20 protein-coding genes and 1 pseudogene are annotated in these 21,957 nt (G+C 71.5%); 15 read left to right on the top strand and 6 right to left on the bottom strand.

Annotation, left to right across the window (positions count from 1 at the left end):
• Positions 1-141 precede the first annotated feature (141 nt).
• Together ACFY2Z_RS25430 and ACFY2Z_RS25425 are read right to left on the bottom strand one after the other, a co-directional pair.
• A complete protein-coding gene (locus tag ACFY2Z_RS25430) occupies positions 142-723 on the bottom strand; it encodes a hypothetical protein (RefSeq protein ID WP_390746405.1) in 582 nt (193 codons plus the stop codon).
• A gap of 257 nt (positions 724-980) precedes the next feature.
• Positions 981-1,574 carry a TetR/AcrR family transcriptional regulator gene (locus ACFY2Z_RS25425; protein WP_390746404.1) on the bottom strand — a complete coding sequence of 198 codons (594 nt, stop codon included), beginning with the start codon at positions 1,572-1,574 and terminating at the stop codon, positions 981-983.
• 104 nt (positions 1,575-1,678) lie between these two features.
• Between ACFY2Z_RS25425 and ACFY2Z_RS25420 the strand changes: the two genes are divergently transcribed.
• The gene (locus tag ACFY2Z_RS25420) at positions 1,679-2,461 is read left to right on the top strand and encodes an SDR family NAD(P)-dependent oxidoreductase (RefSeq protein WP_390746403.1); all 783 of its coding nucleotides are present in this window, start codon (positions 1,679-1,681) and stop codon (positions 2,459-2,461) included.
• Positions 2,462-2,591: 130 nt separating this feature from the next.
• On the opposite strand, the gene ACFY2Z_RS25415 is transcribed toward ACFY2Z_RS25420, so the two are convergent.
• From ACFY2Z_RS25415 to ACFY2Z_RS25405, 3 genes and pseudogenes are all read right to left on the bottom strand, one after another.
• Positions 2,592-3,011, bottom strand: coding sequence for a heme-binding protein (locus tag ACFY2Z_RS25415; RefSeq protein ID WP_390746402.1), 420 nt, complete (start codon positions 3,009-3,011; stop codon positions 2,592-2,594).
• Between the two features lie 212 nt (positions 3,012-3,223).
• Positions 3,224-3,346, bottom strand: a pseudogene (locus ACFY2Z_RS25410) (MFS transporter); the annotation flags it as partial.
• A 1,251-nt stretch (positions 3,347-4,597) separates the two neighbouring features.
• Complete coding sequence (locus tag ACFY2Z_RS25405) at positions 4,598-5,089, bottom strand: winged helix-turn-helix transcriptional regulator (RefSeq protein ID WP_390746401.1); 492 nt, start codon at positions 5,087-5,089, stop codon at positions 4,598-4,600.
• Between the two features lie 109 nt (positions 5,090-5,198).
• On the opposite strand from ACFY2Z_RS25405, the gene ACFY2Z_RS25400 reads away from it, so the two are divergent.
• Together ACFY2Z_RS25400 and ACFY2Z_RS25395 are read left to right on the top strand one after the other, a co-directional pair.
• Positions 5,199-5,897 carry an SDR family oxidoreductase gene (locus tag ACFY2Z_RS25400; protein ID WP_390746400.1) on the top strand — a complete coding sequence of 233 codons (699 nt, stop codon included), beginning with the start codon at positions 5,199-5,201 and terminating at the stop codon, positions 5,895-5,897.
• Positions 5,898-5,909: 12 nt separating this feature from the next.
• A complete protein-coding gene (locus ACFY2Z_RS25395; RefSeq protein ID WP_390746399.1) occupies positions 5,910-7,508 on the top strand; it encodes an MFS transporter in 1,599 nt (532 codons plus the stop codon).
• A 118-nt stretch (positions 7,509-7,626) separates the two neighbouring features.
• Here ACFY2Z_RS25395 and ACFY2Z_RS25390 read toward each other — a convergent pair whose 3' ends face one another.
• Positions 7,627-8,343: a hypothetical protein gene (locus tag ACFY2Z_RS25390; RefSeq protein ID WP_390746398.1), complete on the bottom strand. Its 717-nt coding sequence runs from the start codon at positions 8,341-8,343 to the stop codon at positions 7,627-7,629.
• On the opposite strand from ACFY2Z_RS25390, the gene ACFY2Z_RS25385 reads away from it, so the two are divergent.
• From ACFY2Z_RS25385 to ACFY2Z_RS25330, 12 genes are all read left to right on the top strand, one after another.
• Positions 8,338-10,509: a glycoside hydrolase family 27 protein gene (locus tag ACFY2Z_RS25385; RefSeq protein ID WP_390746397.1), complete on the top strand. Its 2,172-nt coding sequence runs from the start codon at positions 8,338-8,340 to the stop codon at positions 10,507-10,509. The genes ACFY2Z_RS25390 and ACFY2Z_RS25385 overlap by 6 nt on opposite strands.
• 112 nt (positions 10,510-10,621) lie before the next feature.
• On the top strand, positions 10,622-11,911 hold the full coding sequence (locus tag ACFY2Z_RS25380) for an ABC transporter substrate-binding protein (RefSeq protein WP_390746396.1): 1,290 nt from the start codon (positions 10,622-10,624) through the stop codon (positions 11,909-11,911).
• 1 nt (position 11,912) lies between these two features.
• Positions 11,913-12,848 carry a carbohydrate ABC transporter permease gene (locus ACFY2Z_RS25375; protein ID WP_390746395.1) on the top strand — a complete coding sequence of 312 codons (936 nt, stop codon included), beginning with the start codon at positions 11,913-11,915 and terminating at the stop codon, positions 12,846-12,848.
• The gene (locus tag ACFY2Z_RS25370; protein WP_390746394.1) at positions 12,848-13,711 is read left to right on the top strand and encodes a carbohydrate ABC transporter permease; all 864 of its coding nucleotides are present in this window, start codon (positions 12,848-12,850) and stop codon (positions 13,709-13,711) included. The genes ACFY2Z_RS25375 and ACFY2Z_RS25370 overlap by 1 nt, the downstream gene beginning before the upstream one ends.
• The gene (locus tag ACFY2Z_RS25365; protein WP_390746393.1) at positions 13,708-15,807 is read left to right on the top strand and encodes an alpha-galactosidase; all 2,100 of its coding nucleotides are present in this window, start codon (positions 13,708-13,710) and stop codon (positions 15,805-15,807) included. The genes ACFY2Z_RS25370 and ACFY2Z_RS25365 overlap by 4 nt, the downstream gene beginning before the upstream one ends.
• 72 nt (positions 15,808-15,879) lie before the next feature.
• Entirely contained in the window at positions 15,880-16,650 is a 771-nt protein-coding gene (locus ACFY2Z_RS25360; RefSeq protein WP_390746392.1) for an SDR family NAD(P)-dependent oxidoreductase, read from the top strand.
• Between the two features lie 40 nt (positions 16,651-16,690).
• Positions 16,691-17,431 carry a FadR/GntR family transcriptional regulator gene (locus ACFY2Z_RS25355; RefSeq protein ID WP_390746391.1) on the top strand — a complete coding sequence of 247 codons (741 nt, stop codon included), beginning with the start codon at positions 16,691-16,693 and terminating at the stop codon, positions 17,429-17,431.
• Entirely contained in the window at positions 17,428-18,573 is a 1,146-nt protein-coding gene (gene dgoD / locus ACFY2Z_RS25350) for a galactonate dehydratase (RefSeq protein WP_390746390.1), read from the top strand. Before ACFY2Z_RS25355 ends, dgoD begins: the two co-directional genes overlap by 4 nt.
• Positions 18,567-19,490 (top strand): hypothetical protein, encoded by a 924-nt coding sequence (locus ACFY2Z_RS25345; protein ID WP_390746389.1) that lies wholly within the window; start codon positions 18,567-18,569, stop codon positions 19,488-19,490. Before dgoD ends, ACFY2Z_RS25345 begins: the two co-directional genes overlap by 7 nt.
• Entirely contained in the window at positions 19,432-20,064 is a 633-nt protein-coding gene (locus ACFY2Z_RS25340) for a bifunctional 4-hydroxy-2-oxoglutarate aldolase/2-dehydro-3-deoxy-phosphogluconate aldolase (RefSeq protein ID WP_390746388.1), read from the top strand. The genes ACFY2Z_RS25345 and ACFY2Z_RS25340 overlap by 59 nt, the downstream gene beginning before the upstream one ends.
• A complete protein-coding gene (locus tag ACFY2Z_RS25335) occupies positions 20,061-20,960 on the top strand; it encodes an SMP-30/gluconolactonase/LRE family protein (protein ID WP_390746387.1) in 900 nt (299 codons plus the stop codon). Before ACFY2Z_RS25340 ends, ACFY2Z_RS25335 begins: the two co-directional genes overlap by 4 nt.
• The gene (locus tag ACFY2Z_RS25330; protein ID WP_390746386.1) at positions 20,957-21,952 is read left to right on the top strand and encodes a sugar kinase; all 996 of its coding nucleotides are present in this window, start codon (positions 20,957-20,959) and stop codon (positions 21,950-21,952) included. The genes ACFY2Z_RS25335 and ACFY2Z_RS25330 overlap by 4 nt, the downstream gene beginning before the upstream one ends.
• The last annotated feature ends 5 nt before the right edge of the window (positions 21,953-21,957 follow it).

Raw genomic sequence — 21,957 nt, 5'->3', positions numbered from 1 at the left:
CGAACGTCACGGCACCCGCAGAGGGACGGCGGGGATCCCGTGGCGGCCGAACAACCGTGGCCCGGACTCGGCTTGGGGCTTGGGGTGGCCGACCGCCGGCGCGGGGCCCACCGGCCCCAGGTGTACGAAGGAGCGGCCGGACTACTGCGGAAGTGCGGTCGCCGGCGCCGGCGCCTGTGCCTGCAGCCGTGCCTGGGCCCGGGCGGGGTACACCTTGGTGAAAATGGCAGGACCGACGAGGCCGACGACGTGGGCGGCGATACCCACCCAGGCCGGGGCGTTCACCGCGCCGCAGACGGCCAGACTGACGCCGATGAAGGTGAAGCCGGTGCCCCAGGCACTGGTGATGTGGTTGTTGACCCGGATGAACTCCGGCATGTCCCAGTACTCGCGGGGCGTCTGACGCCGGGCGATACCCAGCGTGAAGGGGCGGCGGATCGCCAGGGTGCCCCAGGCGGTGGCAGCCAGCCAGCCGAAGGAGACGGCATCGGTGTGCTTCGCCAGGGCCGAGTGCGGCTGGGCGACAGCCACGGCGCCGACCACGACGAAGTACGTGATGGTGCTGATCTCCAGGATCAGAGCATCGAGGTCGACTCCCCGACGGCGGTCCTGCACCAGGAGCAGCAGCCCTGAGACGAGGCCTCCCATCGCGCCCCAGCGCCAGTCGAAGGACGAGACGACGCCCGCGACGATCCAGGGGATGAATCCGCGCAGATAACCCATTGAACGGTCCTTGAAGAAGTGGAGTGGACGGCCGCGGAGGAGTGGTGCTCCGCAGCCGACCGGTTCGACGCCGACTAGATGCAGGGCGGGCGTCGAAGTTCGAGCAATGGGGTGTGACGCTCGTCACGAGGTCGTTGCCGACGCGGGCGTGCCGTCGGCGAGGGCGAGGGCGGACCCCGCGCCCTGAAGGTTCGTAGCCGCCGGGTCCGGCCTGCCCGCGCGGGCAGGGCCGCGGCCGGACTCCGTCCTTCCGGCGCCTACGGCGTGGCCCGCAGGCCCGCCAGCAGCACCTGCAGCGCGAGATCGGTGGCCTCGTCCAGAGGCGTGTCGTCGAGCAGCCCGCCGACCGCCAGGGTGGCCAGACCGTGCACGGTGGAGAAGGCGATCTGGGCCAGTCGGACGGGATCGCCGGGACGGACGATGCCGTTCCGCTGTGCCTCGGCGATCAGGCGGGCGGCTGTCTCCAGGGCCAGGTGCCCGAGTTCGCGCAGTTCCTGGCTGGACTGCTCCTCGTGTTTCGCGGTGAACATCAGCTGGAGCAGGGCGGCGCGCTCCACGGCGAAACCCAGGTACGCCCGTCCGAGCGCGATCAGCCGCTGTTCGACCGGTCCGGGTTCGTCCGCGGCCGCCTGCAGACGCCCGTTGAGCTCGGTGAAACCGTTGACCACGAGCGCGTCCAGCACGGCCTGGCGGTCGCGGAAGTGGCGGGTCGGTGCGGCATGGCTGACGCCGAGGTCGCGGGCGAGGCCACGCAGGGAGAGCCCGACGGCTCCGGACTCGGTCAGTACGGCCTCGGCCCGTTCCAGCAGGGCGGCTCTCAGGTTGCCGTGATGGTAGGAGCCCTCGGGCACAGCGCCCTCCTCAATGTTGGCGGTTGACTACAATGTATGAGCTTGCCTACATTGATTGTCCCGCATGCCGCGGCAAGGGAGTGGAGCACCCGACGATGTCCAAAATGTCCTATCGATCCACGACGGCCCTGATCACCGGCGCCAGCTCGGGACTGGGCGAGGAGTTCGCCCGGCAGTGGGCCGAACGAGGTGCCGACGTCGTCCTCGTCGCCCGCCGCCTCGACCGGCTCCACGAGCTCGCCGTCGAGCTGGAGAAGAACCACGGAATCACCGCGACCCCCATCGCCGCGGACCTCGCCCGGCCGGGAGCCGCAGCGGAGCTGCGGGCGGAACTCGAATCGCGTGGCATCACCGTGCAGACGCTGATCAACAACGCCGGTTTCGGCAGCCACGGGGCGTTCGTGGAGCAGGAGCCGGAGCAGATCTCCCGCATGGTCCAGCTCAACATCGGGGCGGTCGCCGACCTGTCCCGGGTATTCCTGCCCGAGCTGATGGCCGACGGCCGGGGCGCCCTGGTGACGGTGGCGAGCACCGCCGCTTACCAGCCCACCCCGGCCATGGCGGTCTACGGCGCCACCAAGGCGTTCGTACTGAACCTGACGGAGGCTCTGGCCTACGAGACCCGCCGGTCCTCGCTGCGCGTGCTCGCCGTGTCGCCCGGGCCCGTCAGCACCGAGTTCTTCGACGTGGTCGGCAGCCGCGACGCGATGGTGGGGCGCGTCGCCACGGCCGCGCAGGTGGTGACGGCGACCCGGCGCGCCCTGGAGCGCGGCAGCACTCCGCCGAGTGTGGTCGTGGGGCTGGGCAATCGCCTGTCGGTACTGTCATCCAGGTTTGCTCCGCGCCGAGTTGTCCTCGCGGTCGCGGGCCGTGCGCTCAAGGCCTGACCACTTCACAGCGCGTACGACACCTCCGAATGACACGGCGGCGGGGTCCGGGCAGGAACTTCTGCCCGGACCCCGCCGTCACGATTCCGCGTCACCATAGTTCAGACGGCGTGTCGCGGTGGGGTGCGGGTCAGACGAGCGACTCGACGGCCGACGTGGCGAAGAAGTGGTCCTGCTCCGGGGCACCGCCGCCGACCCCGATGGCGCCGATGAGCCGGCCGTCGCGGTGGACGGGGACCCCGCCGGCGATGAAGAGCAGCGGCTGGCCCAGGGCGGTGGGCAGGGTGTGGAAGGGGCCGCCGGGCTTGACCGCGTCGACGAGGTCGGTGGTGGGGGCGTTGAGCTGGAGGGCGGTGTACGCCTTGCGGGTGCTGGTCTCCCCGGAGATCAGCACGGCCCGGTCGTCGCGGCGGAAGGCGAGGAGGTGGCCGCCGGCGTCGAGGACGGTGATGCTGACGGTGACGCCGGCGGCCTCGGCGGCACTGCGGGCGGCAGCGATCAGGGCCTCGGCGTCCTGCGTGGTCAGCGGCGTGACGGCGGTGGTGCTCATAGGGGTTTCACTCCAAGGGTTGTAGATCGTTGACGGGGTTCCAGATCGGTGCATGGTGATCTGCCGTCGGCGAACGGGTGGTCTGCGGCCCGCAATTCTGGGGCTGGGTGAGGGGGGTGCGACGACGCTCAGCGCATCGCGTCGGCCGGCGTATGCGCCGTGCTGCCGGACGCCGCCACGAGGCGGGCGAAAGCACGTGTGCGTCGACTCGAGCCGGCGGTCGGGATGGAGACCCCGAAGTCGCCCGCGACCTGAGGCAGGACGCCCGTGATCACGAACTCGGTGGTGCCGATTCCGAAGGCCCCGATGGCCAGGGCCAGGAGCGCGAGAGGCATTGGGAAGACAGCCTTCCAGATGGTTGCGTGAGGGGCTTACGTGCGAGAACAATAATTGCACGCGCGGCATAAATCAAAGCCGGGCATACGGAGCACGCCGCATACCGTTGCCCGCAATCATCTGGGGGGCGCTGGTGCCACCATGGCGGTCAGCAGTGCGCATGCGGCTGGGGTCACCTTGACGCGAAGGCCGCCTCGACATTGTCCGAGCTCCGCCCGGTCGGCCGAAACCGGCACTCCGGGACCAGCTTTGCGCTGATCGGCTCTCAGGAGACGGGCGGTCCGCCATGGTCTGCACCTGCCCGCCGCGCCCCCGGGGGCGTCGTCATATCCATGAGCGCCACCGATCATCGCGGAGTCACCCCTCCTTGTGGCGAAACGGTGGAGTGACCGCACATGAAAGGTGATTAAGCAAGAAAGCGGGCGGACGTCGTCACCGGAAGGCGGCACAAAAGCTATAGACCGTCACATATCGGAAGTGGCAGATCGGCTGCGGCACGTGTAGGGGTTGGTGGGGGGCATCGCCTCGGATGGCGGCGCCCTGGCTGACGACGGCGGTGTCGTCGGCCTTGGGTGCCGGCGTATGGCGCCGCCAACTCCTCATGTCAGGAGTCGACTTGACGCACGTCGAGATCCACAGGCACCCCGGGCGCCCAATCGCACCTGACCGCATCACCTGATCGCCCTACTGGCGGTCGGGACAGTCCGTCAGCGGTGGTGGCTCGGGGAAGACTCGGTTGCCGTCCAGTCAGTCCGTCAGCCACTGCGCCGAGGTGAACCGCTCCGGGAAGAAGCAGTGTCGCTCACGGCGGGCGTTCGGTTCCCGGCCTCACATGCGACCTTCTGGCGTGCTGAAATCGACGAACCACCAGACGGCGGAGCCGAGGGGCATGAGGGGCGCCGTGTGGCGCGGGGGGTGCGGAGGTTCCGGTTCGGTCGGTCCGGACGCGCGTGTGAGCCCGCCTTCGCAGCTGCGCCAAAGGGAGCGATTTCTCGTGACGGTGGTCTGGCTGGGGCGCGCTCGGCCTGGAAGTGGCGGTGTGCGACGGGCGGGCCCCCAGCGGTCGGCAGGCAACGGGGCCGTTGTCGGGCCGAGTTGACTCATGCCCCCATCGTGTCGGCCGGTCACCGCCGGGTCGGGCCGTAGCCGTCAGGCTCAGTCGTGGTCGCCGGACTCAGTCGTAGGCGCAAGGCTCGGTCGTGGTCGCCGGACTCAGTCGTAGGCGCAAGGCTCGGTCGTGGTCGCCAGACTCAGTCACTGTCCGAGCTCGTGCGGATCAGGCCCGGTCCGCGGTCCACGACCGTGTCCCCGTACGTGATGTCGTGGCCGTTCTCGCACTGGAGAACCGCGTGGACCGGTGCGCCGCACTCGTCGTGGCGTACGACCACCGAGGGGCCCTCTTCGCTCGCGGCCCATGTGTCGCCCCACTGCCGCAGTGCCATGAGCACGGGCAGGAAGTCGCGGCCCTTCTCCGTCATCTGGTAGGCGTAACGGGTTCGCTGGCCGGGCTCCCGGTAGGGGACGCGTTCCAGCAGTCCCGCGGCGGTCAGTTCCTTCAGGCGCGCGGAGGTGGCGGGCTCGCCGATGCCCACGCGCTTGGCGAAGTCGTCGAAGCGGCGAGTGCCGAAGAACGCCTCGCGCATGATCAGCAGCGCCGACTTGGTGCCGACGATCTCCAGGGCGCGGGCGATGGAGCAGTTGGTCGTGGACCAGGCGTCGCGTTCCGTCAGCAGATCAGTCATGTCCTAACCCTAACCTGACTTGCTTCATACGTAGCCAGGCGGTAGCGTCCTGGCTGACTTTTGTAAATGTTAGCCAGCCTGAGGGGTGCTCCCCCCGGCAGGAGGAATCATGGACATCAGCACAGCCACCGCCCTGGTCACCGGTGCCAACCGCGGACTCGGCAGGAGGATCGCCCAGGAGCTGGCCGCCCGCGGTGCCACCGTGTACGCCGCGGCCCGGCGGCCGGAGACGGTCGACCTGCCCGGTGTGAAGGCGATCCGGCTGGACATCACCGACCCGGACTCCGTGGCCGCGGCGGCCCAGGAGGCCGGTGACGTCAATGTGCTGGTCAACAACGCCGGCACCTCGACCGGATCGGACCTGCTGACGGGCAACTGGGACGACATCCGCCTGGAGGTGGAGACCCACTACCTGGGCACCCTGCGCATGATCAGGGAATTCGCCCCGGTGATCGAGGCCCGGGGCGGCGGCTCCATCCTCAACATCCTGTCCGTTCTGTCGTGGATCAGCTACCCCACCGTGGGCCCCTACGCCGCCGCCAAGTCCGCGGAGTGGAGCATGACGAACGCCCTGCGCCAGGACCTTGCCCCGAAGGGCATCAGGGTCGCCGGGCTCCACGTCGGCTACATGGACACCGACATGGCCGCCCATGTGACGACGCCCAAGAGCGACCCCGCGGACGTCGCCCGCGTGGCCGTGGACGGCATCGCCGCCGACGCGTACGAGATCGTCGTCGACGAGGTCAGCCACAAGGTCCAGGCGGGATTCCCGGGCGGCGTCGCCGCTCTGTACCCGCAGCTCGGCTGAGACGGGGAGTCCGTGCCCGCCACTCCTCCGTCCGCCACGCCGTCGCGCCCGGGCCCGCCCGGGCGCGACGCCGGCGGACCCCCCGCAGACCGGATCTCCCCGCACCCTCCCTCCCGGCTCGCCCCGGCCGTCACGCTCGTCGCGATGTGCCTCGGCGCCATGACGACCTTCCTGCTGATCACCGCCTCCGTGTCGGCGCTGTCGGCCATCCAGGACGACCTGCGTGTCTCCCCGACCGGGCTGGTCTGGATCCCCTCCGCGTACACCCTGCTCGTAGCGAGCCTCGTGATGTCCGCGGGCACCATCGGCAATCTCTACGGCCGTAAGCGGACCTTCCTCACCGGCGCCGTGGTCCTGATCCTCGGCTCGGTCACCGTCTATGCCGCGCACTCGACGAGCGGCGTGATCGCCGGGCAGCTGGTCTCCGGCCTCGGCGGGGCTCTCATCCTGCCCAACAGCCTCGCCATCCTCGGCGCCGCCTTCCCCGATCCTCACCGGCGCACCGAAGTCGTCACCGCCTGGGCGGCGTCGTCGGGCATAGGACTCGCCGTCGGCCCGATCATCGCCGGGGTGCTGCTGGATCACTTCCGCTGGAACACCGTCTTTCTGTCGACGGCCGTCCTCGCCGTCGTCACCATGGCGGTCGCCGCCTTCGTCGCCGAGTCACGGAGCCCCGGCGGCAGGCTCGACATCCCCGGCCAGGTCCTGGCCGTCGTCGGCGTCGCCGCCCTCGTCTATGCCCTCATCGAAGGCGGACACGACGGATACACCAGCGGCCGCATCCTCACGGCATGGGCCGTCGCCTTCGCGGCCCTGACCGGCTTCGTCCTCGTCGAGCGGGCCAGCACCGCGCCGCTGCTCGACCCGAGCCTGTTCCGCTCGGCGTCGTTCAGCGCGGTGATGTTCGTCGCGGCCGTCTCGCTGTTCGGCTTCACCGGCGTCGCCATCCTGTCGGTGCTCTACTACGAGCGCGTCCAGCACCTGAGCGCGCTTGATGTGGGATGGCGCCTGCTGGCCTTCTTCGGCGTCTACGTCATCGTGGCGTACGGGACCGGACGCGTCATCCGCCGCACCGGCTTCAAGCTGCCGCTGACCCTGGGCTTCCTCCTCGGAGCGGCCGCCGCCGCCGGATTCACCACCCTGGATCCGGACACCCCCTACACACGGGTGTGGTGGATGTACGCCCTCTTCGGCGCCGCGAGTGGAATGGTGGCCGCCCCGAGCACCGCTGCGGCGCTGGTGAGCGTCTCGCACGAACGCGCCGGCATGGCCTCCGGAGCGGTCAACGCATTCCGCCAGGTCGGATCCGTCATGGGCTCCTCTCTGCTCGGTGCCCTGCTCGCCAGTCGGCTTCAGTCGCACCTGCCGGACCGGCTCGGCGCCCACCACGTCCCGCGCGCCGCCTGGCCCGCCGTGGAGCACGCCGTCTCCACGGGCACCGGCGGCGGAGCGGCTCCGCCGAGCGTGACCGCCGCCGTGGCCGATGCCTTCACCACCGGGGTGCACGCCGGTATGGCCGTCATCGCCGTGGTGTTCCTGTGCGCGGCGCTCGCCGCGGCGTTGCTGGTGCACAACCGACCGCACCACACCACCGCCTCCGCGACGAACTGAGCTCGCGGATCAGCCTGGGGTCCGGGCGGACTCTCCGGGCAGGTGTTCTCGATGTGCTCCCGGCCGTGGATGCGGCCGGGAGCACATCGCGTTGCGACGCGCACGAGGCACAGGATCGTCAGAGCGCTGCCGTACGTACCGACGCCTCCGGCAGGTTGTGGCCCTCGACCCGTACTTCCGCCCTCCCCGAGGCAAGGGCGCCGGCGGGCCACGACAGTGTCAGATCCCTGCTCTCACCGGGCAGCAGCCACAGATGGTTGTCGCTGAGAGCGTCGGGAGGACCCGTGGACCGTTCTCGGCGTCGAGGAGCGAGACACGCACCATGGCCGCGACCGCCGCACCCCGGTTGCGGACTCGCGCGGTCAGGCCATGACGGGACCTCGAGCGGTCGGTGCGGATGATGTCCACGGCGACCCGGGTCCGGGCGGGCCCGGTTCAGCGCCGTCATGTCACGGGCGTCCCGATAGCGCCGGTACGTGTTCTCGGCCGGCACCCTGCCCGCGCTGTCCGTGAGACGCAGTCGCAGCAGATGGAAGGCGAGCAGACCGCCGTCCCACCCGGCCGTGAACACGTCCGCGGTCGCCGACGCGGCGACGTCGACGGTCTTGCGCTGTTCGGGGGCGAGCAGGTGACCGGACAGGTCGAAGCAGCGCGCGGAGACGGTGACGCCGGTGAGCGGCCGGGGTGTGTGGTTGACCAAGGCGTCCGACCGATCGAAAGCTGGTTCTAGTAAATTAGTAATTAATATTGACAGCGTTTCGGCCGCGCGCCACAGTCTTCGCCGTGACGCCACCGGCCCCGGTCCCCATGCGGCCCGCGTCGCGTCCTCATGCATCCCAATTCCCGGGAGAGGCAAGTGACTTCACGCTCGTCAGCACACAGAACCGGTCGTCGACGGCCCCGTCGCCCGGCCCTCGCCGCGGGGATCGCGGTGGCCCTGACCGCCTCGGCGGTGCCCGCGGCCACGGCGGACACCGGAGCGGACCAGGGCGCCCCCGCGTACTACGACAGCGGCCTCGCCCCGACGCCGTACATGGGCTGGAACACCTACTACGGCCTCGGCGCACCCACCGAGAAGGAGGTGCGGTCCGTCGCCGACAGGCTCGTCAGCAGCGGTCTGCGGGACAGCGGCTACGACATCGTGTGGCTCGACGGCGGCTGGCAGGCCGACAACCCCCGTGACACGCAAGGCCGGTTGGTGGCCAACCCGGACCGCTTCCCCTCCGGTGTCCCGGCCCTGGTCTCCTACCTCCACCGGCGGGGTCTGCGCGTCGGCATCTACACCGACGCCGGCACCTACGACGGCGGCAAGAGCTGCGGGCTCGGCAGCCGCGGCCACTACGGCCAGGACGCACGGCAGTTCGCCGACTGGAAGGTCGACGCGATCAAGGTCGACTTCCTGTGCGGAATCGCCGAGCACCTCGATCCGGGGCCCGCATTCAAGGAGTTCAGCGACGCCGTCGCCAAGTCCGGCCGCAGGATGCTGCTCAATCTGTGCAACCCCCTCACCGACGACTGGGGCCTGCCGCACTCACCCGAGCAGGACGCGCACAACACCTATGCCTACGGCCCCGTCGTCGCGGACTCCTGGCGCACCGGGACCGATATCGCCTGGGGCACCCCCAGCTCCGGCCAATGGCCCAACGTGCTGCGGAACATGGACGCCAACGCCTGGCATCCCGAGGCGCAGGGTCCCGGGCACTACAACGACCCCGACTACCTCATCCCCATGCGCCGCATGGCCGACGGGAACTACGAGCTGACCGAGGAGGAGTCCACGACCCAGTTCGTGATGTGGGCCGAGATGGCCTCCCCGCTGGTCCTCGGCTCCGACCCGCGCACGCTGTCCCCGTCGATGCTCGGGACGCTGCGCAATCCGGAGATCATCGCCGTCGACCAGGATCCGCTCGCCGTCCAGGGCGTCCGGGTGGCCACCGACTCCGTCGGCGACGTCTACAGCAAGGTCCTCGCGGGGCGCGGCAAGCGTGCCGTGGTCCTCCTCAACCGCTCCGACCGGCCGGCCGAGCGGACCGTCGACTTCGCCGATGTGGCGCTCGGCGGACCGGTCGCCGTGCGTGATCTGCGGGCGCGGGCCGACCGCGGCGCGCACACCGGCTCGTACACCGTCGAGGTCCCCGCGCACGGCACCGCCTTCCTCAAGCTCACCGGCACGGACGCCCTGCCCGGCGACGATCTGGGCGTGGCCACGACCGCGAGCCCGGCCGTGGTCCGCTCGGGCGAGACGCTGACGACCTTCCTGCGTGGCCCGCACGGTTCGCTCGTCGAGCACCGGGCCGCCGCGAACGGCGCACCGCGCGTCAGGGATCTCGGAGGCCCGGTGCGGGGCGGAATCCTCGGCCAGCCGGGCGCCTACGCCTCCGCCGGCGGACGGATCGACGTCTTCGTGCGCGGCGCCGACTCCCGGGTCTACCGCCGGGTCTTCACCGGCGGGCACTGGGGCTCCTGGCAGGGCCTCGGCGGTCGACTGGCCGACGCGCCGTCCGTGGCGTTCACCGGTCCCACGCACTGGACGCTCGTCGCACTCGGCGCGGACGGGCAGGTCGTGCGGCGCGGACCGTCCTCCGACTGGTCCTCGCTGGACACACCCGGCGGGCGCCCGGTCTACGGCAGGCCGTCCGCGGCCGTCGACGCCCAAGGCCGCGTCCATGTCGCCGTACGCACCGCGGCGGACGACGTGTGGACCCGCAGCGAGGACACCTCGGGGCAGTGGTCCGACTGGACCTCGCTCGGCGGGACCGTGAGCGGCAGTCCCACCCTCGTCAGTGTCGGGGACGCCGTGGTGCTGTACGTCCGCGCCGCCGACTACACGCTCTGGCAGCAGCGGTACGAGAACGGCGCCTGGCAGGGCTGGACCAAGCGACAGGAGTTCCCGAGCGCCGCCTTCGACGGTGCGCTCGGCGCGGTGGCGGGGCCCGACGGCTCGGTCGACGCGGTGTACCGCGGGGTCGACGGACAGGCTCACCGCACTCAGTTCAAATAAATTAGTAATTAATCTTGACGTGGTGGAAGCGCCACGCGAACCTGGACCCGCCGCGAGCGGGGCCGGCCGCCGATCGGCCGGGCCCGCCCCGCGGATCCACGAGGAGCCCTCCATGACGAACGCTCAGCCCAGCCGACGGCGCTTCCTCGCCGGACTCGGGACCGCCGGGACGGCGGCACTGCTCAGCGGCTGTGTCACCTCGACCTCTTCCTCCAAGCCCTCCTCCACGGGCGCGGTCAGCCTGCAGTCCAACCTCTCCGCACCGCAGGCGAAGGCCGCGATGCAGGACCTGGTGGCGGCCTACGGCAAGAAGGGGTCCGGACACGTCAGCCTCAACACGATCGCCGCGGAGACCTTCCGCACCCAGCTGCCCACGTATCTGACCTCCGCCAACCCGCCGGACGTGCTGACCTGGTACCCCGGCTCCGTGGCCGACACCTACGCCCGGAAGAACCTGCTGCTCGACCTCGACGACGTCTGGAACTCCTCGCCCGACCTCAAGCGGTACTCCAGTGCCCTGCACACGCTGTGCACCGCGAGCTCAGGCAAGAAGGTGTTCGTGCCCACCACCTACTACTGGTGGGGGATGTTCTACCGAAAGTCCCACTTCGCCAAGTGGGGCGTGAGCGAGCCCAAGACCTGGGACGACTTCCTCGACCTGTGCGACAAGCTCAAGAGCAGGAACATCGCCCCGATCGGGCTCGGGGCCGGCGGCAACACCGCCTGGGTCGCCTCCGCCTGGTTCGACTACCTCGACATCCGCATCAACGGGGCCGCCTACCACCGCGAACTGCTCGCCGGCAAGCACCGCTTCGACGACCTCCCGGTGCGCAAGGTCTTCGACCGCTGGCAGGAGGTGCTGCCGTACTTCGACCCCAACGGCACCGCGGTCGCCTTCCAGGACGCCACGACCGCCCTGCTCAACGGCCGCAGCGGCATGATGCTGATCGGCACCTTCTTCGCCGACGCCGCTCCCAAGGACGCGCTGGACGACATCGACTTCTTCCGCTTCCCCGTCATCGACCCCAAGGTCCCGCTCGCCGAGGAAGCGCCCACCGACGGCTACTTCGCCAGCGCCCGCACCGGACACCGCGACCAGGTGTCCGACCTGCTGAGCTACCTCGCCACGGCCGAGGCCCAGGAGATCTACATCAAGGGCTCCTCCGGCACCGCCCTGCCCTGCCACCCGGACGCGAAGGACGCCGGCACCTCCCTGGTGAAGAAGGGCCGCAAGCACATCGAGGAGGCCGCGGAGATCACCCAGTTCTTCAACCGCGACTCCAGCGACGCCCTCCAGCCCACCGCGGACACCGCGCTGACCAAGTTCCTCGCCCGGCCCAAGAGCGTCAGCAGCATCCTCACCGACTGGCAGCGCGATGCCGAGAAGATCTGGCAGGCCTGACGTGGCCGTCCTCACCCCGCCCGCACCGACGTCCGAGGCCCCGACGCCGCCGAGCGGCGCCCGGGCCCGGGCTCGGCACCGCACACCCCCACTCGTGATCGCCTTCGTCCTGATCCCGCTGCTCGCGGAGGCCGTGTGGGTGTTCTGGCCCGCACTGCAGGGCTTCTATCTGGCCCTCACCAACTGGGACGGAGTCTCCGCACCGACGTTCGTCGGCCTCGGCAACTTCCGGGAGATGGCCCACGACGACGTCTTCCGCAGCGCGACGATCCACACCGTGCTGTGGCTGGTGCTCTTCGGCGGTCTGTCCGCCGTGCTCGGCCTGGCCGCGGCGCTGCTCCTTCAGCAGGAGCGCCGCGGGGTGGGCCTCTACCGCGCCGCCCTGTTCCTGCCCGTCGTCTTCTCGCTGGTCGCCACCGCCCTGGTGTGGCAGGCCATCTACCAGCCCGACGGCGTCCTCAACCAGGTTCTCGCCTCCATCGGCCTGGGCAGCCTGCGTCACGCCTGGCTCGCCGACCAGGACACCGCCCTGTACGCGGTGATAGTGCCCGCGCTGTGGCGGCAGATCGGCTATGTGATGGTGCTGTACCTGGCCGGCCTCAAGGGAATCGACCCTGCCCTGTACGAGGCGGCCAAGGTCGACGGCGCCGGACGCCTGCAACGCTTCCGGCATGTGACACTCCCTCAGCTTCGCAGCGTCAACGCCGTCGTCCTGTCCGTCATCGTCATCGACTCGCTGCGCTCCTTCGACGTGGTGTGGTCGCTCACCCGCGGCGGCCCCTACCACTCCTCCGAACTGCTGAGCACCTACATGTACTCCACCGCCTTCCAGTCCCTGCGCCTGGGATACGGCTCCGCCCTGGCCGTCGTCATCTTCCTCCTGGCCTTCGGGGTCATCGCCTCCTACCTGGTGCGCGCCTTCCGGGAGGCCGACTGATGTCCGCCGCCCGCCCGTCCGCGTCCGCCGCCGCCCTGCGCCGCCGGCGCGCCGCCACCGCCGGGTTCCACCTCGGAGCCGGTGTCCTGGCGGTCCTGTGGCTGCTGCCCATCGCCCTGGTCCTGGTGACCAGCCTGCGCTCCTTCGACGACATAGCCGCCCATGGCCTCGGCAGTTGGCCCCGGTCCTTCACCCTGGACAACTTCCGGCAGGCATGGGTCGACGGCGGCCAGCAGCGCGCCCTGACCAACAGCCTGATCGTCACCATCCCCTGCGTTCTGGTGACCCTGGCGCTCGCCGCCATCGCGGCCTTCGCCCTCAGCCGCTACGAACTTCCCCTGCGGCGCTCCCTGTTGCTGCTCATGCTCGGCGGCAACCTGCTGCCGCCGCAGATCCTGCTCATCCCCGTCTCCAAGCTCAGCGAACTCATGGGCGTCTACGACACCCTGACCGCCCTCATCGGTGTGCAGATCGGCTTCGGCGTCGGCTTCTACGTCTTCGTCCTGCACGGCTTCATGCGCGCCATCCCCACCGAGATCCAGCAGGCCGCCGTCATCGACGGCGCGAGCCCCTGGCAGATCTTCCTGCGGATCATCCTCCCGCTCACCCGCCCCGCCCTCGCCGCCCTGAGCGCGCTGTCCTTCACCTGGATCTTCAACGACCTGCTGTGGGCCATCACCGTGCTGCGCAGCGACACGAAGATGCCGATCACCGCCGCGCTCATCGGTCTGCAGGGGCAGTACGTCTCGATGTGGAACGTGATCGCCGCCGGCTCCGTGATCGCCGCCGCCCCCACCGTGGCCGTCTTCCTCCGCTTCCAGCGCCACTTCGTGGCCGGCCTCAACCTCGGAGCAGTGAAGTGACGTCGTATCAGCGCTGGACCCTGCGCACGGAGAACACCAGCTACACCGTGCGGCTGTCCCCGGACGGACCCTGGGCCGAACTCGACGCCTGGGGACCGCACGGCGTCGAGATCGGCCCGTCCGCCCTCGAAGGGTCGCACCGCACGCACTTCATCACGCCCGCCGACGCCGCCCCCGCGGAGTACCTGCCCCAAGGGCTGCGCCCCTTCGCCGACGCCGACCTCATCGCGGGTCGGCCCGGCTCCGAACGCGGCGTGTGGTGGACGTTCGACGGCGCCGAGACCGAGCCGGGCACCCTGCGGCTCGGCTTCACCGACGACGTGCTCGGCCTGCGCACGGTCCTGTGCTACGCCACCGTGCCGGGCACCGACGTCATCCACCGCTGGACCGAGTTCTCCGCGACCGGCGACAAGGAACTGCGCCTGGAACGGCTCGACTCGGCCGCCGTCACCGTCCCCGTCACCACGGGAGCCCGGCTGACCTGTCTCACCGGTCAGTGGTCGCGGGAGTTCCAGTACACCCGGACCGACCTCGTCCGGGGCACGTTCGGCATCGGAAGCACCCAGGGTGCACCCGGGCACGCCTACGCGCCCTGGCTCGCCGTGCAGGACGCCGCCGCACCCCTCGACGCGCCGGCCCCGGCCTATGGCGTGGCCCTGGAATGGCCCGGCAACTGGCACATCACCGCTCAGGCCGAACCCGGCGGCATCGTGCGCGTGCGCTCGGGCCGGGTACCGCACGAGGGCGCGGTGTACCTGGCGCCCGGCGCCACCCTCACCACCCCCCGCCTCGCCTGCGCCTTCAGCCCGGACGGGCTCGACGGACTGTCCCGCGTCTGGCACCGCTACGAACGCCGTCTCGCCGGCCCGAGGCTGCACCGCCCCCGCAAGGTGGTCTACAACTCCTGGGAGGCCACCGGGTTCGACGTCGACGCCGCGGGACAGCTGGATCTCGCGAAGACGGCCGCGGACCTCGGTGCCGAGTTGTTCGTCGTCGACGACGGATGGTTCACCGGCCGCGCCGACGACACCGGGGGACTGGGTGACTGGCACCCCGACCCGGCCGCGTTCCCCCAGGGCTTCGAGACGTTCGTCGCCGACGTACGGGCGCTGGGCCTCGACTTCGGTCTGTGGGTCGAACCCGAGGCCGTCAGCCCCACCAGCCGGCTGTACGCCGAGCACCCCGAGTGGGTCTATCGCATCGAGGGACGTCCCGGCCGCCTCGTACGCAACCAACTGATCCTCGACCTCGGCCGCACCGACGTCCAGGACTTCGTGCTCACGACCCTCGACCGGCTGCTGACCGACTACGACATCGGCTATCTGAAGTGGGACATGAACCGGCCGCCCACCGAGCGCGGCCGACCCGGCGCCGGACCCGCCGACCACCTCGACCTGGACGCCCAGCACGTCCACGGCTATTCGCGCGTGCTCGACCATCTGCGGTCCGCCCACCCCGACGTCACCGTCGAAGGCTGCGCGGGCGGCGGCGGCCGTATCGACCACGCGACCCTCGCACGCACCGACGTCGTCTGGCCCAGCGACAACACCGCGCCCATGGACCGGCTCACCATCCAGTACGGCTTCCTGCACGCGCACGCACCGCACCTGATGAGTTCCTGGGTCACCGACGCCCCCGGTGTCTTCGACCCGCGCCCGCGCAGCCTCGCCTTCCGCTTCGTCACCGCCATGTGCGGGGTCCTGGGCATCGGCGCCGACCTGCGCGCCTGGACCGCTGACCAGCGCGCCGAGGCCGCCCGCTGGATCACCCGCTACAAGCAGGTACGCGACGTCGTCCACCACGGCGAGGCCCGGCTCCTGGGCAGCCCCGACGACGCCACCTGCGGGGTGCAGTACGACTCCGCCGACGGCAGCCGGATCGTCGTGGCCGCCTTCAGCACCGGCCCCCTCGACGGGGCGCCGCTGGTGCCCGGCCGGCCCGCCCGGCTGCGGCTGCGCGGCGTCGACCCGGGTGCCTCCTACCGCGAGACGTCGTCGTCCACCACGTACAGCGGAAGCCATCTGCTCCACTACGGGCTGCCCTTCGCGTGGAGCGCGGACCACGACGCCGAACTGGCGGTCCTGACGCGCCGGTAAAGGCGCGGAACGTATCTTCACCCCACACCCGTCTCAGCGCGGGTCCCACACGGTAAGGAGCCGAACCCCACGATGGACCCCTCACGACGGTACGGTCCCCGGTTCACCGGCCGCACGGCCGTGGTCACCGGAGCCGCATCCGGTATCGGAGCCGCGACCGCGGAACGCCTAGCCCAGGAGGGAGCCTCCGTCGTACTCGCCGACATCGCCGAGGAACGCGGAGAGGCGGTGGCCGAACGGATCACCAAGGACGGCGGCCGGGCCCGGTTCGTGACCGCCGACGTCGCCGCGGAGGACGACTGGACCCGGATCGTGGCCGCCGCCCATGCCTTCGGGCCGGTGGACCTGCTGGTCAGCAACGCGTTCACCGTCGATGTCACCCCCGCCCACGAGATGCCCCTCGCATCCTGGCAGCGGCAGCTCGCGGTCAACCTCACGGGCAGCTTCCTCGGCTTCAGGGCGGCGCTGCCCGATCTGCGCTCCCGCCGCGGAGCGGTCGTCCTCACCTCCTCCGTCCACGCCCACAAAGGCATCCCCGGGCATCCCGCCTACGCAGCCGCCAAGGGGGCCCTGCTGTCCCTGTGCGGGCAGCTCGCCGTCGAGTACGGGCCCGAGGTACGCGTCAACGCGGTCCTGCCCGGCCCGATCCTCACCGCCGCCTGGGGCAGGGTGCCGCCCGAGGAGCGGGAACGCAGCATCGCCGAGACGGCGGCCCGCCGCTTCGGCACCCCGGAGGAGGTGGCCGCGGCCATCGCGTTCCTCGGCGCGGACGAGGCCTCCTACATCACCGGGTCGCATCTCGTCGTGGACGGCGGCTGGAGCGTAGTGAAGGCCTCCGCTTGAGCACCGCCGCGCCCTCTCCCGAGCAGAAAGGCCGTACGACATGACGCCCTACGCCCGCCGCGGCGTCCACGGTCAGACCGTGGAAGCCCTCGCCCGCCGCATCCTGGGCGGTGACATCCCCGAGGGCGCCACACTCGACCTGGTGGCGCTGCAGAGCGAACTGGACGTCAGCCTCACCGCCCTGCGCGAGTCCCTCAAGGTGCTCGCCGCCAAGGGGATGGTCGACGCCCGTCAGAAACGCGGCACGTTCGTGCGGGCCCGCGCCGACTGGAACCTGCTGGACGCCGACGTCCTGCGCTGGCAGTTCGAGGGCGGCGACCACACCACCGACGCCGACCGCGCGCTGCTGCGCAACCTCGCCGAAGTACGCTCCATCATCGAACCGGCCGCGGTGCGGCTGGCCGCCGAGCGCCGCACCGACGCCGACCTCGCAGCCCTGGACGGCGCCCTCACGGCGATGGGGGAGCAGGACAACGACGCGGCCCACGCCGTCGAGGCCGACCTCTCCTTCCACCGCGCGCTGCTCATGGCGACGCACAACGAACTCCTCGAACGCATGGTGATGGTGATCGAGTCCGGCCTGGCGCACCGCGACCGCATCGTGCACAACTCCCCGCACAGCGAGGACCCCGTACCGGCCCACCGTGCCGTCCTGGAGGCCGTACGCGCCCAGAACCCGTCGGCCGCCGAGGCCGCCATGCACGCCCTGCTCGACCAGGCCGGCCGCGATCTGGACCGGATCGACGGCCCCGACGACACGAAAGGCACCGGCGGCAAGTGAAGATCACCCGCGTCGAAACCTTCCTCGTCCCGCCGCGCTGGCTGTTCTGCCGGATCGAGACCGACGACGGTGTGGCCGGCTGGGGCGAACCCGTCGTCGAGGGCCGGGCCGAGCCTGTCCGTGCCGCCGTCGACGTGCTGGCCGAATACCTGATCGGCCAGGACCCGCTGCGCATCGAGGACCACTGGCAGGTGCTCACCAAGGGCGGCTTCTACCGCGGCGGCCCCGTTCTCTCCAGCGCCGTCGCCGGCCTCGACCAGGCCCTGTGGGACATCGCGGGCAGAACCTACGGCGCCCCGGTGCACGCCCTGCTGGGCGGACCCGTACGCGACCGGGTCCGTGTCTACGCCTGGGTCGGCGGCGACGAACCCGCCGAACTGACCGAACAGGTGATCGCCCAGGTGGAGGCCGGCTTCACCGCGGTGAAGATGAACGCCGCCGGCCTGACGTCCCCGGTCGTCACGGCGGCCGAGACGGCGGCGGTCGTCGCCCGTGTCAGCGCCGCCCGCGAGGTGCTCGGCCCGGACCGCGATGTCGCGGTCGACTTCCATGGCCGCTTCAGCGCCGCGGCCGCCCGCCGTGTACTCGCCGAACTCGCCCCGCTGTACCCCCTGTTCGTGGAGGAGCCGGTCGTGCCCGAGCAGAGCCATCTGCTGCCCGGCCTGGTCGCGGCGAGCCCCGTACCCCTGGCCACCGGGGAGCGCCTGTACTCGCGCAGCGACTTCCTCGCCCCGCTCACCGCCGGCGTGGCCGTCGCCCAGCCCGACCTGTCCCACGCCGGCGGGATCTCCGAGGTGCACCGCATCGCCTCGCTCGCCGACGTCTACGGCGCCCACCTCGCCCCGCACTGTCCGCTCGGCCCGATCGCGCTCGCCGCCAGCCTTCAGATGGCGTTCGCGACCCCCAACTTCCTCATCCAGGAACAGAGCCGGGGCATCCACTACAACAAGGACGCCGATCTGCTGTCCTACGTGATCGACCCCGAGCCGTTCCGCTTCGTCGCCGGACACGCGCAGCGCGGCGACATACCCGGCCTCGGCATCACCGTCGACGAGGACGCCGTACGCGCCGCGGACCGCACCGGCCACGCCTGGCGCAATCCGGTGTGGCGGCGCGACGACGGCTCCTTCGCCGAATGGTGAGCCGATCGGCGGACGCCCGGCCGGACATCACGACCGACCCCGCGCACGGCGGCCGCTGGACCTCGCTGCGCGCGCACGGCCGTGAATGGCTGTGGCACCGGGCGGCACCCGAACGGGAGACGGTCCGGCCGGGCGACGCGTTCGTGGACGCGGGCGGGCTGGAGGAATGCATCCCCACCGTCCGCGGCACACCGGACCACGGCGACGCCTGGTCCCGCCCGTGGACCCGGGAGGGCGACACGGAGCGCGTCCGGTGCGACGACTTCACCCTCGCCCGCACCCTGCGCAGCACGGCCGACGGCGCCGTCGCCGACTACACCCTGACGGCAGAGCCGGGCTTCCGCTTCATCTGGGCCGCCCACGCCCTGCTCGCTCTGTCCGCCGACACGACCGTACGCATCCGCCCCGGAGCGACCACCCGCCTGTTCCCGGAGGCCGCCTCGCAGCTGGGAGGCGCCTGGCCCGCCGGCGCCCCGTGGATCGCGGACTCCTGGCCGGCCCCCCAGGGTTTGCCCCTGGACCGGTTCGGCCCCGACGACGGAACCGCGGTGGGGGCCGTCGTGGACGCCCCACGGGTCTGCGTCCACGACGGTCCCGACCGGCTGGCGCTGGAGGTTCAGGCGCAGGGGCAGCCGACCTCGATCGCCCTGTGGCGCAACCTCGGCGGCTTTCCCGCACCGCATCCCTATCGAAGTACAGGCGTGGAACCGATGCTCGGCCGCGTCTTCGACCTCGCCGACGCGGGCCCCGACGACGCGGCCGGTGTACCGGAGTCGGGCCTGGTGAGCTGGCGGCTCGCGCTCACCGCCGTCTGCCACTGCGCCTCGACCGATGCCCTGGACCAAGGAGATTCCGTCCGTGGAACTGCAAGCCGCCCTCGCAGCACGCCGCCTGGTCGCCATCGTGCGCGGGAGTGACGCCGACGCCGCGCTGCGCACCGTGCTGACCCTGGCCGAGGAGGGCATCGACCTCATAGAGGTGTCGCTCACCGGGACCGATGCCCTCACCGTCATCGAGCGCGCCCGCGAAGCGCTGGGCCCCGACCGGTCCTTGGGCGCGGGCACCGTGCTGACCGCCGACGACGCCCGCGCCGCCCACCGAGCGGGCGCCGCCTTCGTGGTCACCCCCGGCCTGGGAGCGGGCGTCGGCGCGGCACGCGAACTGGGCATGCCGGTCCTCGCCGGAGTGCTGACCCCCACCGAGATCGTCACCGCTCGCGCCCTCGGCGTCTCGGCGTTGAAGATCTTCCCGGCGGCCCAGGCCGGGGGACCGGCCTACCTCAAGGCCCTGCGCGGCCCCTTCCCCGACGCCCCGTTCGTCCCGGTGGGCGGAGTCGACGCGGACGCCGCTCGCGCCTACCTCGCCGCCGGAGCGATCGCCGTGGGCGTCGGCTCACCGCTCGTCGGCGACGCCGCCGACGGAGGCAGCCTCGACTCCCTCACCGAGCGCGCGCGTGCCTTCCGCGCCGTCGTGGAGGAGGCCGCACGGTGACCACTGACCCGCGCCCCACCCGCCCCGACCGCCTGGAACTGGGCGAGGGGATCCGCTGGACCGGCACCCGGCTCGTCCTGGTGGACCTCCTCGCCGGCCGCCTGCTCACCGCTCCCGACGATCCGGGCGCCGCCCTGCTGACACTTCTCCGACTGCCCGTCCCGCTGGGCGCGGTGGCACCCGTGGCCGGTCGCCCCGACCTCTGGATGGCCGCCGCGGACACCGGCATCTGTCTGCTGCGCGCCGACGGCTCCCTCGACTGGCTGGCCCGGCCCGAGGAGCACACGACACCGCGTATGCGCATGAACGACGCGGTCGCCGACCCGGCGGGCCGCTTCTGGGCCGGCAGCATGTCCTACGACGCCGACGAACGGGCCGGCTCCCTCTACCGGGTCGACCACGACGGGACGGTCCACCGGGTCCTGGAGGGCATCACCGTGCCCAACGGGCCCGCCTTCACCGGCGACGGCCGGCTGATGTATCTGGCCGACAGCGCCCGCGGCGTCATCCGGCGCTACCCCGTCGACCCGGTGACGGGCGCGCTCGGCACGCCCGAGACGTTCGCCGCCCTCGACGACGGCAGCCCCGACGGTATGGCGGTCGACGTCGAGGGTGCCCTGTGGGTCGCCGTGTGGGGCACGGCGACCGTGCACCGCTACCGGCCGGACGGCACGCTCGACGGTATGTTGCACCTGCCGGCGGCCCAGCCGGCCGGAGTGTGCCTGTGGGGCAGCACGCTCCACATCACCTCGGCCCGCGTGGGCCTGGCCGCACCCGGTCCGTCCGACGGCGCGGTCTTCGCGGTGCCGGTCGACGTACCGGGCCCGCCCACGCCCGCGTTCCGGCCCGATCCGGCCTGGCGCCTGCCCGCGCCGGTCGCGCAGGAGCCCGTATGACGCCCCCGTGGCGTCCGCGACCCGGACGCGTCGTGTGCGTCGGCGAGACCATGGCCGCCCTGACTCCCGACCCGCCCCGGCCGCTGGCCGACGCCGGGACCCTGCGCCTGTCCGTGGCGGGAGCGGAGTCGAACGTGGCGATGTACCTCGCCGACCACAAGGTACCCGTCAGTTGGCTCTCGGCCCTGGGGGACGATGCCCTGGGACACCGCGTCCGCACCACCGTCGCCAACGCCGGGGTCGATGTCTCCCAGGTCCGCACCGATCCCCACCGTCCCACCGGCCTCCTGGTGAAGGACCCGGGGCCCGGCGGAACACGCGTCCACTACTACCGACGTGGCTCGGCCGCCTCGGCGCTCGGCCCCGGGCTGCTGGACCAGGAGCCGGTGACCACGGCCGCGCTGTTGCACCTCACGGGCATCACTCCCGCGCTGTCCCCCTCCTGCCGGAGCCTGGTGACGCAGGCCCTGGCCGTCCCCGCGGACGAGCGGCCGTACGCGGTCAGCTTCGACGTCAACCACCGTGCCGCCCTGTGGCCGGGCGGCACGGCCGCGTCCGTGCTGCGCGAGCTGGCCGACCGGGCGGACGTAGTCTTCGTCGGCCTCGACGAGGCCCAGGTCCTGTGGGGCGCCGACGTGACGGTGCCGGGCATACGGGAGTTGCTCCCTCGTCCCCGGACGGTCGTCGTGAAGGACGGCGCCCGCGCCGCGACCGCCCTCACCACCGAAGGGATGTGCACGGTGCCCGCCCTGCGGACGACGGTGGTCGAGCCCGTCGGCGCCGGCGACGCCTTCGCGGCCGGATTTCTGGCGGGGCTGCTCCGGGGAACGACCACCGTGCGCGCGCTGCGACTAGGACACATCACGGCCGTCAGTGCCCTCCAAGTGACCGGTGACCACGGTCCGTTGCCCGACCCGGCCGAGATCGAACGCCTCCTCGGTCTCTCGGCCGGTGCGTGGGAGCGGCTCGATGAGCTCCGGGCGGACGCGTGAACGTC

The sequence above is a fragment of the Streptomyces sp. NPDC001222 genome (assembly GCF_042896945.1).
In the GTDB taxonomy this organism is placed as follows: Bacteria; Actinomycetota; Actinomycetes; order Streptomycetales; family Streptomycetaceae; genus Streptomyces; species Streptomyces gibsoniae.
This window is presented reverse-complemented; position numbering and strand designations above follow the sequence as displayed.